Genomic DNA, 15,723 nt, shown 5'->3' with positions numbered 1-15,723 from the left:
CGGTGTGGCGCGCATTCTACGGAGCGACCCCACCTCTGGCAAGCACTTTTTTAAATAATTTTCTTAGCCCTTCCAAAGGCTTAGAGAAAGGTTGGCCTATGGCACGGCGAAGACAATAATGCCCCCCTTTGCATATAAGGAGAGACTTACCCCATGTGGTTCAAAAACCTGCTTATCTATCGCCTGACCCAAGATCTGCCTGTTGATGCCGAGGCGTTGGAAACTGCACTGGCCACCAAACAGGCGCGTCCATGTGCAAGCCAGGAGTTGACCACCTACGGTTTCGTCGCGCCGTTCGGCAAAGGCGAAGATGCTCCGCTGGTGCATGTCAGCGGCGACTTCCTGCTGGTTTCCGCGCGCAAAGAAGAACGCATCCTGCCGGGCAGCGTCGTGCGTGACGCGGTCAAGGAAAAGGTCGAAGAGATCGAGGCCGAGCAAATGCGCAAGGTCTATAAGAAGGAACGCGATCAGATCAAGGATGAAATTATCCAGGCCTTCCTGCCTCGCGCCTTTATCCGCCGCTCGTCGACCTTCGCTGCCATCGCGCCGAAGCAAGGTTTGATCCTGGTCAACTCGGCCAGCCCGAAACGGGCCGAAGACTTGCTGTCGACGCTGCGTGAAGTGATCGGCACCTTGCCGGTGCGCCCACTGACCGTGAAGATGTCTCCAACCGCGACCATGACCGAGTGGGTCACCACTCAGAAAGCCGCGGATGACTTCTTTGTGCTGGACGAATGCGAACTGCGTGACACACACGAAGACGGCGGCATCGTGCGCTGCAAACGTCAGGACCTGACCAGCGAAGAAATCCAGCTGCACCTGAGCACCGGCAAAGTCGTGACTCAATTGTCGTTGGCCTGGCAGGACAAACTGTCGTTCGTTCTCGACGACAAAATGGTGGTCAAGCGCCTGAAGTTCGAAGACCTGCTGCAAGACCAGGCAGAACAGGACGGTGGTGATGAAGCCCTGGGTCAACTGGATGCCAGCTTCACCCTGATGATGCTGACCTTCGGCGACTTCCTGCCGGCGCTGGTTGAGGCGTTGGGCGGGGAAGAGACGCCACAGGGCATCTGATTGCCTTGATCGGCGGCGCTTGGAAAAGATCGCAGCCTTCGGCAACTCCTACGTTGATTCGGTTGGCCGCAAATAATGCGGATTGACCTGATTCCTGTAGGAGCTGCCGCAGGCTGCGATCTTTTTTTGTAAGCCGCGTATGCTTAGCTCCCTAACGCTTTCACTCTAATAAGGAACAAGCCATGCGCGCACTGGCTGCTTTAAGTCGTTTTGTCGGCAACACTTTCGCTTACTGGGTTCTGATTTTCGCCGTCGTGGCCTTCTTGCAACCGGCATGGTTCATCGGCCTCAAAGGCGCCATCGTGCCCTTGCTGGGGCTGGTGATGTTCGGCATGGGCCTGACCCTCAAACTCGAAGACTTCGCCGAAGTCGCCCGCCATCCATGGCGCGTGGCACTGGGCGTGGTTGCGCATTTCGTGATCATGCCCGGAGTAGCGTGGCTGCTCTGCCAGGCGTTTCATTTACCGCCGGAAATCGCTGTCGGTGTGATTCTGGTCGGCTGCTGCCCGAGCGGTACTTCTTCTAACGTAATGACCTGGCTAGCGCGCGGGGATCTGGCGCTGTCGGTGGCGATTGCCGCGGTCACTACACTCCTCGCTCCATTGCTGACACCCGCGCTGATCTGGCTGCTGGCTTCGGCCTGGTTGCCGGTGTCTTTCATGGAGCTGTTCTGGTCGATCCTGCAAGTGGTGTTGCTGCCGATCGTGTTGGGTGTGGTTGCCCAGCGCGTGCTCGGCGACAAGGTTCGTCATGCGGTGGACGTATTGCCGTTGGTGTCCGTGGTCAGCATCGTGATCATTGTTACCGCCGTGGTCGCCGCCAGCCAGGCGAAGATCGCTGAGTCCGGCCTGCTGATCATGGCCGTGGTCATGCTGCACAATAGCTTTGGCTATCTGCTGGGTTACTTCACTGGCCGTGTATTCAAGCTGCCATTGGCGCAGCGAAAATCCCTGGCACTGGAAGTCGGCATGCAGAACTCCGGATTGGGCGCCGCGTTGGCCAGCGCACACTTTTCACCACTGGCGGCGGTACCGAGCGCGCTGTTCAGCGTCTGGCACAATATTTCCGGGGCGTTACTCTCAACGTATTTCCGCCGCATGAGCGAAAAAGAAGATCGCGAAGTCGCTGCGCGGCAAGCGACTGACTGATTCGCGAACTTGATCCCCGGGTTAATGCTGGGCACTATATTGCGCAACGCGAGGACGACCTCGCGGCTCAATCGAGTCATTAATCTGGGGACGACCCCGTCAATCGATGGAGGTCTCTCTTGTCCTGGATCATTCTGTTTTTCGCCGGTCTGTTCGAAGTGGGCTGGGCCGTCGGCCTGAAATACACCGACGGCTTCAGCCGCCCGCTCCCCACTGCACTGACCGTGGCGGCCATGGCCATCAGCCTTGGCTTGCTGGGCCTGGCCATGAAGGAACTGCCGCTGGGCACGGCCTATGCGATCTGGACCGGGGTCGGCGCTGTCGGCACGGTGATCGCCGGGATCATTCTGTTTGGCGAGTCGATGGCGTTGTTTCGGTTGGCCAGTGTGGCGTTGATTATTGCCGGGTTGGTTGGGCTCAAGGTCAGCGCTTAGGCCACTGACGCTATCGCTGGCAGGCTAGCTCCCACATCGGAATGCATTCCCCTGTGGGAGCTAGCCTGCTAGCGATGAGGTCCGCACAGACACCTGTTATCTGACTGCCCCACGCAACTCACCGACCAATGCCTGCAACTTCGCCGGCTCTGCTGCATTAACCGCCACTGCCGGGCCTGCCACCAGCGTCACCCGTGACCACAATCGGCGAAACACCCCTTTGCCCGGATCACGACTGAAAAAACTCCCCCACAACCCCTGCAAGGCCAACGGAATCACCGGCACCGACGTCTCTTCGAGAATCCGCGTGAGACCGCCTTTGAACTCATTGATCTCGCCATCAGCCGTCAACTTGCCCTCAGGGAAGATGCACACCAGCTCCCCATCCTTCAGATAACGGGCAATACGCGTGAAGGCCTGTTCGTAGATCTGGATGTCTTCATGACGCCCGGCGATAGGAATCGTCCCCGCCGTGCGAAAGATGAAATTGAGCACCGGCAGATTGTAGATCTTGTAATACATCACAAAGCGAATAGGCCGACGCTCCGCGCCGCCAATCAACAGCGCATCGACGAACGACACGTGGTTACACACCAATAACGCGGCACCTTCGTCCGGAATCAGATCCAGATTGCGATGCTCCACGCGGTACATGGAATGGCTCAGCAGCCAGATCATGAAACGCATGGTGAATTCGGGGACGATCTTGAATATGTAGGCGTTGACGCCGATGTTCAGTAACGACACCACCAGGAACAGCTGCGGGATCGACAGCTTGGCGATACTCAGCAAAACGATCGAAACAATCGCCGAGACCACCATGAACAGTGCATTGAGAATGTTGTTCGCGGCAATCACCCGCGCCCGCTCGTTCTCGGCGGTACGCGACTGGATCAACGCATACAACGGCACAATATAGAATCCACCGAACACACCCAGACCCAGGATGTCGAACAGCACCAGCCAGGTGTGGCCGAAGCCGAGAATCTCGATCCAGCCGTGCCCCGTTGCACTGTCCGGAATCCCACCGGAATGCCACCACAACAGCAAGCCAAAAACGGTCAGACCGAACGATCCGAAGGGCACCAATCCGATCTCGACTTTGCGCCCGGAAAGCTTCTCGCAAAGCATCGAGCCCATCGCAATGCCTACGGAGAACACGGTCAGAATCAGGGTGACCACGGTCTCGTCACCGTGCATCCACTCCTTGGCATACGCCGGGATCTGCGTCAGGTAAATCGCCCCGACAAACCAGAACCACGAGTTGCCGACAATTGAACGAGACACTGCCGGGGTTTGCCCCAGGCCCAGTTTCAGCGTGACCCAGGACTGGCTGAAAATATTCCAGTTCAGGCGCATTTCCGGCGTGGCGGCTGCGGCGCGGGGAATGCTGCGACTGGCCAGGTAACCGAGCACGGCGATACCAATGATTGCGGTGGAAACGATGGGGGCGTAATGCCCGGACGACATCATGATCCCGGCGCCGATGGTGCCGGCGAGGATCGCCAGGAATGTGCCCATTTCCACCAGGCCATTGCCACCGACCAATTCATCTTCGCGCAAGGCCTGAGGCAAGATCGAATACTTCACCGGCCCGAACAGTGCCGAGTGGGTGCCCATGGCGAACAGCGCCACCAGCATCAGCGACAGGTGATCAAACAGGAAGCCGACCGCTCCGACCGCCATGATGGCGATCTCACCGAGCTTGATCAGGCGGATCAACGCATCTTTGGCGAATTTTTCCCCGAACTGTCCGGCCAGGGCCGAAAACAGAAAAAACGGCAGAATAAACAGCAGTGCGCACAGGTTGACCCAGATCGAGCGATCACCCTCGATGGACAACTTGTACAAAATGGCCAGGATCAACGACTGCTTGAAGACGTTGTCGTTGAATGCTCCCAGGGACTGGGTAATGAAGAACGGCAGGAAGCGCCGGGTGCGCAGCAAGGTGAACTGTGAGGGGTGACTCATTCCATGTGTCTCTGATGTGGGTAAGAGTGGCCTGGATTCTTTACAGGATTATCAAACGTCGATCCAGGCCACACATTACCCAATCTTTGCGGCTTATTTCTTTAATCCGGCAATGCATGGCGATACAAACAACTCTCCGCGCCATGCGCCCAACACCGTTCGCTTGCCAACGATCAGCCACATGACCGCCAGTAACGTCACCAGTATGCAACCCGCAACACTGAAAAACGTCAGGTTCAAGGTGCTGGCCAGTTTCAATGTCGCCAGTGAGTAGACACCCAACGGGAAGGTGAACCCCCACCAGCCGAGGTTGAACGGAATCCCGTCGCGCAGATAACGCACGGTGATCAGCACCGCCATCAGCATCCACCACAAGCCGAAGCCCCACAGCGTAATCCCGGCCACCAGCCCCAACCCGGCAGCGACTTCCCCGACACCCGGCATCCCATTGGCCGCGAAAATCAGCGGCGCATCGCCTCCGAGCAACAACATACCCAACGCCCCGGTGCCGATAGGACCGAGCGCCAGCCAACTCGACGCTGCCATGTTTTCATGGGGCAATTTATGCAGGGCCATTCGCAGCAGAAGAATTGTCAGAATGCTGAACGCCACCGGCAGGGAAAATGCCCACAGCACGTAGCTGGTCACCAACACCACCAGTTGCGAATGTGCGTCGGCCAAATGCGGTGCCAGCAATCCACCGCTGGCCGCCGCCACTTCGGCCGCGACCACAGGAAGCAACCAGACTGCGGTCATCTGATCAATGCTGTGCTCCTGACGGGTGAACATCATGTAAGGAATAAGCACGCCGCAGGCCACAGACATTGCCACATCCAGCCACCACAACACCTCAGCCACGTGAATCACGCTATCGCCCCAGCGTGGCAATCCGAACACCAGAAAACCGTTGATGATGGTCGCCAACCCCATCGGGATCGTGCCGAAAAACATCGAAACCGTGGAGTGGCCGAAAATTCTCCGCGCCTCGTCAAAAAACAGTACCCAACGCGCCGCATAGACCGCGGTGAACACCAGGAACAATACGATGTTGAACAGCCAGAGTGCTTCGGCGATGGCGTACAGGCCGGGCATCGCAACGGGCAGTTGCGCCAGCGCCAACGCCAGTACGCCGGTGCCCATGGTGGCGGCGAACCAGTTCGGGGTGAATTGGCGAATCACTTCGCGCGGGTGCTGCAAGTGGCTGAAAGGCTTTATTCCGGGCTTGATGCTATTGGCGCATGTCATGACGAACTCCTGTCCTCACGTGAGGTAGAGCCCATGTTAGATTCGAATAGAATATCTATATAACGGGTAATATCTCTATATGTTATCTGTTTTGCAGATATTCTCCCGAAACTCACTCCTACATACACAGGCTGAACGCAGGCGCAGCAGGCGTGCCACGCGATAACGGACAGCACAATCAGCGCTGCTGCGTAGCCGCTTTCGCGTACAGGCTCGCTGCCACATTGGATCGCGTTTAATGGTGGGAGAGAGCTCGCTCGCGATGAGGCCTGCCCAAACAGCGAAAATCTCCCTCATTTCAACCTGCGACACCCCGCCACGCCACGACCTTGGTCGACACTGACTAACCGGGGCGGCCGTGCGAGACTGTCAGTCCGGGCGGGAGGCCCGGAAGTCTTTTGCCGGGAGTTTCCATGTCGTTGTCCACCGGGCTGATCGCCGCCGTCGCCCTGGCCTATATGGCCATCATGTTCGCCATCGCCTTCTACGGCGACCGTCGCAGCGCGCCCTTGCCGCCGCGAGTGCGGGCGTGGGTGTACAGCCTGTCGCTGGCAGTCTATTGCACCAGCTGGACCTTTTTCGGCGCAGTGGGTCAGGCCGCCGAACAACTCTGGTCATTCCTGCCGATCTACCTCGGGCCGATCCTGCTGTTGCTCGGCGCGCCGTGGGTCCTGCAAAAAATGGTGATGATCAGCAAGCAGGAGAACATCACCTCCATCGCTGACTTCATCGCCGCCCGCTATGGCAAATCCCAGTCATTGGCGGTGGTGGTCGCGCTGATCTGCCTGGTCGGCGTGCTGCCTTACATCGCCCTGCAGCTCAAAGGCATCGTGCTCGGGGTGAATCTGCTGATCGGCGCCGGGGCCGACGCGATGGGAACCCGCGCCCAGGACACCGCGCTTATCGTGTCGCTGGTACTGGCGCTGTTCACCATCGTTTTCGGTACCCGCAACCTCGACGCCACGGAGCACCACCGCGGCATGGTGCTGGCGATTGCCTTCGAATCACTGGTCAAGCTGTTCGCCTTTCTCGCTGTCGGCGCGTTCGTCACCTACGGCCTCTACGACGGTTTCGACGATCTGTTCGACCAGGCGATGCTCGCGCCGCGCCTTGAAGAGTATTGGAAGGAAACCATCAACTGGCCGTCGATGGTGGTACAGACCGGCGTCGCGATGATGGCAATCATCTGCCTGCCACGGCAGTTCCATGTCACGGTCGTGGAGAACATCGACCCACAGGATCTGCGCCTGGCCAAATGGGTGTTCCCAGCCTACCTCGCACTGGCGGCATTGTTCGTTGTGCCTATCGCCCTCGCCGGTCAAATGATGCTGCCCAGCTCGGTGTTGCCGGATTCGTTTGTCATCAGCCTGCCGCTGGCCCAGGCGCATCCGGCACTGGCCTTGCTGGCGTTTATCGGTGGCGCTTCCGCCGCTACCGGCATGGTGATCGTGGCCAGCGTGGCGCTGTCGACCATGGTCTCCAATGACATGCTGCTGCCATGGCTGCTGCGGCGTAACAATGCCGAGCGACCATTCGAAGTGTTTCGCCAGTGGATGCTGTCGGTACGACGGGTCAGCATCGTAGTCATTTTGCTGCTGGCCTACGTCAGTTATCGGCTGCTGGGTTCTACCGCGAGCCTGGCGACCATCGGTCAGATCGCCTTCGCCGCAGTGACCCAATTGGCCCCGGCCATGCTCGGCGCCTTGTACTGGAAACAGGCCAACCGCCGTGGCGTATTTGCCGGTCTCGCTGCCGGTACGTTCCTGTGGTTCTACACTTTGGTTCTGCCAATTGCCGCCCACAGCCTTGGTCTGTCACTGAACACTTTCCCGGGCCTGGCATGGCTTCACTCAAATCCGATGAACCTGCCGATTACCCCGCTGACCCAAGGCGTAGTGCTGTCCCTGGCGGGCAACTTCACGCTGTTCGCCTGGGTCTCGGTATTGTCACGCACCCGGGTTTCCGAACACTGGCAGGCTGGGCGCTTCATCGGCCAGGAGATCAGCGCCCGCCCCAGCGCCCGCTCCCTGCTGTCGGTGCAAATCGATGATCTGTTACAACTGGCCGCACGTTTCGTTGGCGAGGAACGTGCTCGACAGAGCTTCATCCGCTTTGCCTATCGTCAGGGCAAAGGTTTCAATCCCAACCAGAATGCCGACGGTGAGTGGATCGCCCACACCGAACGCTTGCTGGCAGGCGTGCTCGGCGCATCTTCGACTCGCGCCGTCGTAAAAGCCGCCATCGAAGGTCGTGAAATGCAACTGGAGGACGTTGTAAGAATCGCCGACGAAGCCTCGGAGGTGCTGCAATTCAACCGCGCCCTGTTGCAAGGGGCGATCGAGAACATCACCCAGGGCATCAGCGTGGTCGATCAGTCTCTGAAACTGGTGGCCTGGAACCGTCGCTATCTGGAGTTATTCGACTATCCGGACGGTTTGATCAGCGTCGGCCGGCCGATTGCCGACATCATTCGCCACAACGCCGAGCGCGGACTGTGCGGCCCCGGCGAAGCGGAAGTGCATGTCGCCCGACGCCTGCACTGGATGCGCCAAGGTCGCGCGCACACGTCCGAGCGACTGTTCCCCAACGGTCGGGTGATCGAGCTGATCGGCAACCCGATGCCCGGTGGCGGCTTTGTCATGAGCTTCACTGACATCACCCCGTTCCGCGAGGCTGAGCAGGCACTGACCGAAGCCAACGAGAGCCTCGAGCAGCGAGTCACCGAGCGCACCCAGGAACTGTCGCAACTCAACGTCGCCCTGACCGAAGCCAAGGGCAATGCCGAGGCGGCGAACCAGTCTAAAACCCGTTTCCTTGCAGCAGTCAGCCATGACTTGATGCAACCGTTGAACGCAGCGCGGCTGTTCTCCGCTGCGCTCTCCCATCAGGACGACGGCCTGTCGCTCGACACGCAGAAACTGGTGGCGCATCTGGACAGCTCACTGCGTTCGGCCGAGGACTTGATCAGCGACCTGTTGGATATTTCCCGCCTGGAAAACGGCAAGATCAATCCGGACCGCAAGCCTTTTGTCCTCAACGAACTGTTTGACACCCTCGGAGCGGAGTTCAAGGCGCTGGCGCAGGAGCAAGGACTGATCTTCCGCGTTCGTGGCAGCGCACTGCGTGTCGACAGCGACATCAAACTGCTGCGACGGATTCTGCAGAACTTCCTGACCAATGCTTTCCGCTATGCCAAAGGCCCTGTATTACTGGGCGTACGTCGACATAAAGAAGCATTGTGCCTTGAAGTCTGGGACCGTGGCCCGGGCATTCCGGAAGATAAGCAGCAAGTGATTTTCGAAGAATTCAAGCGCCTCGACAGCCATCAGACCCGCGCTGAAAAAGGACTCGGCCTGGGCTTGGCAATTGCCGACGGACTGTGCCGGGTCCTCGGTCACACCCTGCGCGTGCGCTCCTGGCCGGGGCGCGGCAGCGTGTTCAGCGTGAGCGTGCCATTGGCCCTTGCACAAACGGCGATGCCGACCCAAGTCACCGAACTCAATGGCAAATTGCTGAACGGCGCTCAGGTGCTGTGTGTCGACAACGAAGACAGCATCCTGATCGGCATGAACAGTTTGCTCTCGCGCTGGGGCTGCCAGGTCTGGACCGCGCGCAACCGTGAGGAATGCTCAACGTTGCTTGATGAGGGCGTGCGTCCGCATCTGGCGCTGGTGGATTACCATCTGGATCACGGCGACACCGGGACCGAACTGATGGCCTGGTTACGCACCCGATTGGGCGAGCCGGTGCCAGGGGTGGTGATCAGCGCCGATGGGCGTCCGGAGACGGTGGCGCAGGTGCATGCGGCGGGGCTGGATTACCTGCCAAAACCGGTGAAGCCTGCGGCGTTGAGGGCGTTGTTGAGTCGGCATTTGCCGTTGTAACGATCGCAGCCTGCGGCAGCTCCTACATAGATCGGCACTGTAGGAGCTGCCGCAGGCTGCGATCTTTTGATTTTATTCTGGCAACTCGACCAAGCCATCCACATCCGTCATCGCCCGCTCCAGCAAGTCTGCCGGCAGGCTTTTGCTCGCACGGGCACCCAGCAACTTGAGCTGCTCACTGCGACTGACCAGATTGCCGCGGCCTTCTGTCAGTTTGTTGCGAGCCGAGCTGTAGGCCTTGTCCAATTGCTGCAAGCGATTGCCGACCTCATCCAGATCCTGAATGAACAGCACGAACTTGTCGTACAGCCATCCGGCTCGTTCAGCGATTTCCCGGGCATTCTGGCTCTGACGTTCCTGTTTCCACAAACTGTCGATCACCCGCAGGGTCGCCAACAACGTGGTTGGGCTGACAATCACGATATTGCGGTCAAACGCTTCCTGAAACAGCGTGGGCTCAGCCTGCAACGCGGCCGAAAACGCCGCTTCGATCGGCACGAACAGCAAAACGAAATCCAGACTGTGCAAGCCGTCGAGTCGCTTGTAATCCTTGCCGGCCAACCCCTTTACGTGATTACGCAACGACAGCACATGCTGCTTGATCGCAATCTGTCCTATGGCCTCGTCTTCGGCCGCGACGTATTGCTGGTAGGCGGTGAGACTGACTTTCGAGTCGACCACCACCTGCTTGTCGCCCGGCAGATAGATGATAACGTCTGGCTGGAATCGCTCGCCGTCCGGCCCCTTGAGATTGACCTGGGTCTGGTACTCGCGGCCTTTTTCCAGCCCGGCATGTTCCAGTACCCGCTCCAGGATCAGCTCACCCCAGTTGCCTTGGGTTTTCTGCCCTTTCAAGGCGCGAGTCAGGTTAGTCGCTTCGTCGCTCAAGCGCAGGTTCAGCTGCTGCAAGCGCTCAAGCTCCTTGGCCAGGGAGAAACGTTCACGGGCCTCTGCCTGATAGCTTTCTTCGACGCGTTTTTCGAAGGACTGGATGCGCTCCTTCAATGGATCGAGCAATTGCCCCAGGCGTTGCTGACTGGTTTCGGCAAAACGCTGCTCACGCTCATCGAAGATTTTCCCCGCCAATTCCGCGAACTGAGCACGCAGTTCGTCTCGCGAGCCTTGCAGGTCGTTGAGGCGTTGCTGATGGCTGTCCTGTTGTTCACGCAACTCGGCGCTCAGCGAAGCTGTCTGTGCATCCAGACGACGCAACTCGGCTTCTTTGCCGGCTCGCTCGATATTCCAGGCGTGGGCGGCGTCCCGAGCATCGTCTCGTTCTACCTGCAGTAATTCGACTTCCCGGCGCAAGGCGGCCAGGTCTGCCTGCTTGGCAGCATTGGCCTGAGTCAAATCACCGATTTCATCGCGACTCGATTCAAGTTGCGCGCTCAGTCCATCCTGGGCCAATTGCGACATGGCCAATCGCTCCTGCAGCAGTGTGACCTCTGCCTGCGCAGTACCGGCTCGTCGCTGAAGTTGCCAGGCCAATACCAGCAACGGCAGCGCAGCACCCGCCAAACCAAGCAATGCGCTGGTCAAGTCCATCGCCATAGTCACTCCTGCCATCCGGATAAAGCCTGAAGGTTAACCAAGGCATCAGGTCTTGGACAGCTCAGTCTTCAATCAGCCCCAGTTCCTGTTGAGCACGCCGATCGCCTGCCCGAGCGGCCTGACGCAGAAGGTCCTGGCCGATCCGGCGGTCCCGGGCATTTCCACATTCACGGCACATCAACTGGCCGAGGCGGCTTTGCGCGGCCACGACGCCTTCACGAGCCGGCTGCTTGAGCAAACGCCCGGCGATGTGTTTGACGTTAGTGTTTTCACCCAGCCGCGGGCTGTCCAAAAGCCACTCGGCTACCCGCATCGAGAAGCGTTTGGTAGGAGGACCAGAAGGAGGTGCGGAGGATGTGGAATCAGAGGTTGAACGAAACTTCATAAAGCACTGTGGGGTAGATCGGAAGGCGCGCAACTTTACTCTCTTTTTCTTACAGGTAAAGCTGAAAATAACCCGGCACGCCCGTGCTAGAGCAAGCGCTCGGGACAATCCACAGAAGCTGTGGATAACTCAGTGGACAACCACCCGTGAACTCCCGCAAAGCCCTGTGGAATGGGGCTTGCAGTCAAACTGACGATTTTTTCACCAGTAAAAAAAAGCGATGTTTTTCATTGACTTAAATTTTGGATACAGGCAGCCATGCTGCTTGAACGTGAGATGACAGCACAGTGACAAACTGCGCAACTAATGTGCACAAGTGCCTTTGCGACGGTTATATCGATGCACTTTTTCGGCGCATTTTGACGCCAGACCTGGGGATAAATGCCTGTATCTGCGGATTCCCATGTTACAGCTTCGGTTACCGGCAGTCGGATTTCGTAGAGTTTCCGGGGGCCTTGACCGCTCGCTGGCAGGGTACAAAGGCCTGCCCTGAAGTCATCTGCGACTCTTTTTTGCTAACACACTTCCCTTCTCCGGTTCAATCCGTTAGTATCCGCGGCGTTAGTACCAAGCTGAAAGTCAATTCTGGTCGAACAAATCCCCCCGGTCAGCCTTCTCCATGGAAGCTTTCACCGAACAAGCGGGATCGGCCACCTCGATGGTTTCCAGGTATATCTTGCGCCAACACTTCCTTTGAATCGAAAGCAAAGGGTGTTGCCAAGCGCTATTACTCTGACCGAACCAACCTGCAAATTGATCAGGATCTTCACCCCGGGCCCAGAACCTTTGCCCTTGATGTGTTGCCTGCCCTCCTAAGTACCTACCTGCCGGCCCAAGCGCGCAAAAATTCATAGCGCTTCAAACTGGCTGCTTTGTTCCAGTCGGGTTCTTCGTTCGACCAATGGTGGTCGACGTTACTGGAACGTTTTAACGTTGCACGGTTCTTATCCGTGTCATTTGCAGGAACACCCAACAATGTCTACTCAAATCCATACACAGGATGCCATCCGCACCCTAACCAATGCTTTTGCACCAATGAACTGCCTGATCATGGCCGCTCGCAAAGGCTGCTTCAGTTTCACTCTGGTGAACGAACACGGCATCGCCCGCCACAGCGAGCGCCTGTACCCCGATCAATACTCCAGCGCCGAGCCGCTGCAGGCCGTAATCGAGCGTACCCGTCAGGCACTGGTTGCCTGATACCAGAACGCTGATAGCCAAAGGCCCCGCTAATAAAAAGCGGGGCTTTTTTATTGCCCGATATTTCCCATTGACAGGGTTCAGGCTAAGTACAAACCGGTATAACGATTATAACTGGCAGCCAGAAATATTTTAAAAACAGAACTTTACGGCGCGAATATGACACTACACTTCAACTCAAGCGGCTTGACCCGCTTGCGGCGATCCTGAGTAGATTCACTGCTGCCAAAGCCCCTTCAGGTTTCGCCGCCCATTTAAGGTTTCGAGGGTTTTATGGGTATCGCTGCCAGCGAACTGTGCCGTTATGTCATTCGTCCTACCCTGATCTACCTGGGACGTCATAGCGCTACTGCCGAATCCCTGCTGCTGGGCATCGCCGCCAGTCAGTCTGCCCTTGGATCCGCCCTGCATGACCGCCGTGGTCACGGCCTGTACCGAATCGCCGAGCCCCGCCACCAGGCTCTCTGGGATCACTACCTGGCGCTGGACCCGGAGCGCGCAAGCCTGGTCCGCGGGCTGGCCAGCCAACACGCCTTTCTGAGCGGCCCGCACCTCGAATTGACCGTCAACCTGCGTTACGCCACTGCCATCGCCTGGCTGCTGGTGGAAGAACAAAACACTCCCCTTCCCGAAGCTGATGACTTGTTGGGTATGGCCAGAATTTGGCGCCAGACATTTCATCCCCAGGGTCGTCTGCGTGATTTCACCTGCGCATGGCAAACCTGTGTTTCACCCCTGAATCAGGTCGCCTGCTGAAAAAATTTGTATCCAAAGATCGCGCAACGCGTCGGCATTTTGGTCGGATTGTCCTACAAAACCGCTCTAAATCAAGCATTACAGCCTATGGCGCTGGGACGAAAATGTTGGTAATTTTCGCCCCGGTGATCACCAGGAGTTCTAATAATGAAAAAAGTAATGCTCAAATCCACCATTAGCCTCGCCGTTGCCATGGCATCCACCCAGATCTTTGCGAGTGGCTTTGCCCTTAACGAGCAGAGCATCAGCGCAATGGGGACTGGTTTTGCAGGGCGCTCTTCATCTGCCGACGATGCAAGTACAGTATTTGGCAACCCTGCCGGTATGGCCCGCCTCAATGGCCAGCAAATCACTGGCGGTATTGCAGCGATCGACGCCTCGACCGACATCAGCGATACCAGCGGTCGCTCAACCGGGACCAACAAAGGCGACATGGTTCCGTTCACCGCAGTACCGATGGGTTTCTACACCAATAAACTCAACGATGAATGGGCTGTCGGCTTTGGTGTCTATGCTCCGTTCGGGCTGGTCACCGACTACGAAAGCGGCTTTCAGGGCCGTGCTTTCGGCAGCAAGAGCGAAGTCAAAGTCATCACTTTCCAGCCAACCGTCAGCTACGCGTTCAACGATAAAGTATCGATTGGTTTCGGCCCTACCATCAACCGGATCTCCGGCACCCTGGAATCGGACATTGCTCTCCCTGTCCGCGGGACTGGCGACAACAATATCCAGATCAAGGGCGACGATACGGCCTGGGGCTTCAACGCCGGTATCCTGGTGCAAGCCACCGACACCACGCGCCTGGGTCTGACCTATCACTCGAAAGTGAAGTACGAGCTCGATGGCCACACCGAAGTGACGGCCGGCACCAACGTGCCACCACAGTTACTCAGAAGCAACCGTTACGATGCCTCGCTGAAGATCGATACACCTGAGTCCTGGGACCTTTCCATGACTCAAGATATCAATGAGGCCTGGAAGCTCTATGCCGGTGCCACCTGGACTCGCTGGAGCCGCCTGAAAGACATCACGGTCAACAACGAAGGTGTAACCGCCGCTGGCGGTGGTGCCCTCGCCCCACAAATCGTGGGCTCCATCAAGGAAGACCAGAACTGGCATGACACCTGGGCCTACGCCGTGGGTACTTCCTACCAGTTGAACAAGCAGTGGGTACTGCGTACCGGTCTGACCTTTGACCAGTCGCCCACCAACAACACTGATCGCTCGCCACGCATTCCTACTGGCGACCGGACGATCTTCAGCATCGGTGCTGGCTTCAGCCCAACCGACGACTGGACCATTGATGTGGCTTACTCCTACCTTCAGGAAGAAGATGTCACTGTCAAACGCTCCAACGCTTTGGGTCAGTCCTACAACGCGAAGTACGAAAACAGTGCAAACGGTTTTGGTGTCGGTGCGACCTACCGCTTCTGATGATTGCCGGCGAGCCTGAACCGCTCGCCGACAGCATCAAAAAAGCCCCGCTCTCTTGTAAAGAGGCGGGGCTTTTTAGTGGGCGTTTATCAAGGTTTCGACGCCAGGGCTTTCTCCACCGCCGCGATGAACTCGGGATCATCCGGCTTGGTCAGGCTGGAGAAGCTGGCGATAACCTTACCCTGGCGATCGACCACGTACTTATAGAAATTCCACTTCGGCGCACTGCTCTGTTCGGCAAGCACTTTGAACAGGTGCGTCGCCTCGTCGCCACGAACCTTCTGCGGCTCGGTCATGGTGAAGGTCACGCCGTAATTCACGTAGCAGACCTTGGCGGTTTCGGCTCCATCCCCGGATTCCTGCTTGAAATCATTGGACGGCACGCCGATCACTTCCAGGCCTTGATCCTTGAAACGCTGATTCAGTGCCTCCAGGCTTTTGAATTGCGGAGCAAAGCCACAGAAGCTCGCGGTATTGACCACCACCAGCGGCTTGCCGGCGAAGCGCTCGCACAGGTCGATCGTTTCCTTGGCCCGCAGCTTCGGTAACGAGCCTTGCAACAGATCCGGACATCCTGCCGCTTGAGCCCACCCGGTAAACGCGATCAGTAACGCGGGAACTGCCAGCCAGCGTATCGGCAT

The 15,723-nt window shown here is 57.9% G+C and carries 12 protein-coding genes; 7 read left to right on the top strand and 5 right to left on the bottom strand.

Annotation, left to right across the window (positions count from 1 at the left end; all coding sequences use genetic code 11):
- Window positions 1-153 precede the first annotated feature (153 nt).
- The 3 genes from rdgC to sugE all read left to right on the top strand — a co-directional run bounded on the left by rdgC (window position 154) and on the right by sugE (window position 2,656).
- Entirely contained in the window at window positions 154-1,074 is a 921-nt protein-coding gene (gene rdgC / locus QMK58_RS09540) for a recombination-associated protein RdgC (protein WP_053156939.1), read from the top strand.
- A gap of 182 nt (window positions 1,075-1,256) precedes the next feature.
- Window positions 1,257-2,222 (top strand): bile acid:sodium symporter family protein, encoded by a 966-nt coding sequence (locus tag QMK58_RS09535; protein WP_320396186.1) that lies wholly within the window; start codon window positions 1,257-1,259, stop codon window positions 2,220-2,222.
- A gap of 119 nt (window positions 2,223-2,341) precedes the next feature.
- Window positions 2,342-2,656, top strand: coding sequence for a quaternary ammonium compound efflux SMR transporter SugE (sugE, locus tag QMK58_RS09530; RefSeq protein WP_027922462.1), 315 nt, complete (start codon window positions 2,342-2,344; stop codon window positions 2,654-2,656).
- Window positions 2,657-2,752: 96 nt separating this feature from the next.
- On the opposite strand, the gene QMK58_RS09525 is transcribed toward sugE, so the two are convergent.
- Window positions 2,753-4,627, bottom strand: a complete 1,875-nt coding sequence (locus tag QMK58_RS09525; protein WP_320396185.1) for an MFS transporter — start codon at window positions 4,625-4,627, stop codon at window positions 2,753-2,755.
- A 93-nt stretch (window positions 4,628-4,720) separates the two neighbouring features.
- Window positions 4,721-5,872: a TDT family transporter gene (locus QMK58_RS09520; RefSeq protein WP_320396184.1), complete on the bottom strand. Its 1,152-nt coding sequence runs from the start codon at window positions 5,870-5,872 to the stop codon at window positions 4,721-4,723.
- Window positions 5,873-6,285: 413 nt separating this feature from the next.
- Here QMK58_RS09520 and QMK58_RS09515 point away from each other — a divergent pair, with 413 nt between their 5' ends.
- Window positions 6,286-9,756 carry a NahK/ErcS family hybrid sensor histidine kinase/response regulator gene (locus QMK58_RS09515; RefSeq protein WP_320396183.1) on the top strand — a complete coding sequence of 1,157 codons (3,471 nt, stop codon included), beginning with the start codon at window positions 6,286-6,288 and terminating at the stop codon, window positions 9,754-9,756.
- Between the two features lie 72 nt (window positions 9,757-9,828).
- Here QMK58_RS09515 and rmuC read toward each other — a convergent pair whose 3' ends face one another.
- Together rmuC and QMK58_RS09505 are read right to left on the bottom strand one after the other, a co-directional pair.
- Window positions 9,829-11,193 (bottom strand): DNA recombination protein RmuC, encoded by a 1,365-nt coding sequence (gene rmuC, locus QMK58_RS09510; RefSeq protein ID WP_320396523.1) that lies wholly within the window; start codon window positions 11,191-11,193, stop codon window positions 9,829-9,831.
- A gap of 175 nt (window positions 11,194-11,368) precedes the next feature.
- Window positions 11,369-11,692 carry a hypothetical protein gene (locus QMK58_RS09505; protein ID WP_082344436.1) on the bottom strand — a complete coding sequence of 108 codons (324 nt, stop codon included), beginning with the start codon at window positions 11,690-11,692 and terminating at the stop codon, window positions 11,369-11,371.
- Window positions 11,693-12,667: 975 nt separating this feature from the next.
- Between QMK58_RS09505 and QMK58_RS09500 the strand changes: the two genes are divergently transcribed.
- The 3 genes from QMK58_RS09500 (at window position 12,668) to QMK58_RS09490 (ending at window position 15,082) form a co-directional block, all read left to right on the top strand.
- Entirely contained in the window at window positions 12,668-12,892 is a 225-nt protein-coding gene (locus QMK58_RS09500) for a hypothetical protein (RefSeq protein WP_007898912.1), read from the top strand.
- Window positions 12,893-13,165: 273 nt separating this feature from the next.
- A complete protein-coding gene (locus tag QMK58_RS09495) occupies window positions 13,166-13,648 on the top strand; it encodes a hypothetical protein (RefSeq protein ID WP_034146385.1) in 483 nt (160 codons plus the stop codon).
- Window positions 13,649-13,795: 147 nt separating this feature from the next.
- Window positions 13,796-15,082: an OmpP1/FadL family transporter gene (locus QMK58_RS09490; RefSeq protein WP_053156914.1), complete on the top strand. Its 1,287-nt coding sequence runs from the start codon at window positions 13,796-13,798 to the stop codon at window positions 15,080-15,082.
- 89 nt (window positions 15,083-15,171) lie between these two features.
- On the opposite strand, the gene QMK58_RS09485 is transcribed toward QMK58_RS09490, so the two are convergent.
- On the bottom strand, window positions 15,172-15,723 hold the full coding sequence (locus tag QMK58_RS09485) for a glutathione peroxidase (RefSeq protein ID WP_053156911.1): 552 nt from the start codon (window positions 15,721-15,723) through the stop codon (window positions 15,172-15,174).

Source organism: Pseudomonas sp. P8_241, assembly GCF_034008315.1.
Taxonomy (GTDB): domain Bacteria; phylum Pseudomonadota; class Gammaproteobacteria; order Pseudomonadales; family Pseudomonadaceae; genus Aquipseudomonas.
Note: the sequence above shows the minus strand (reverse complement) of the source record. Positions and strands in the feature narration are given on the sequence as shown.

Coding starts and splice junctions, on each gene's coding strand:
- QMK58_RS09485 (WP_053156911.1), bottom strand. CDS start 15,723: ATGCCGATACGCTGGCTGGCAGTTCCCGCGTTACTGATCGCGTTTACC.
- rdgC (WP_053156939.1), top strand. CDS start 154: ATGTGGTTCAAAAACCTGCTTATCTATCGCCTGACCCAAGATCTGCCT.
- QMK58_RS09535 (WP_320396186.1), top strand. CDS start 1,257: ATGCGCGCACTGGCTGCTTTAAGTCGTTTTGTCGGCAACACTTTCGCT.
- QMK58_RS09495 (WP_034146385.1), top strand. CDS start 13,166: ATGGGTATCGCTGCCAGCGAACTGTGCCGTTATGTCATTCGTCCTACC.
- QMK58_RS09520 (WP_320396184.1), bottom strand. CDS start 5,872: ATGACATGCGCCAATAGCATCAAGCCCGGAATAAAGCCTTTCAGCCAC.
- QMK58_RS09500 (WP_007898912.1), top strand. CDS start 12,668: ATGTCTACTCAAATCCATACACAGGATGCCATCCGCACCCTAACCAAT.
- QMK58_RS09515 (WP_320396183.1), top strand. CDS start 6,286: ATGTCGTTGTCCACCGGGCTGATCGCCGCCGTCGCCCTGGCCTATATG.
- QMK58_RS09505 (WP_082344436.1), bottom strand. CDS start 11,692: ATGAAGTTTCGTTCAACCTCTGATTCCACATCCTCCGCACCTCCTTCT.
- QMK58_RS09490 (WP_053156914.1), top strand. CDS start 13,796: ATGAAAAAAGTAATGCTCAAATCCACCATTAGCCTCGCCGTTGCCATG.
- QMK58_RS09525 (WP_320396185.1), bottom strand. CDS start 4,627: ATGAGTCACCCCTCACAGTTCACCTTGCTGCGCACCCGGCGCTTCCTG.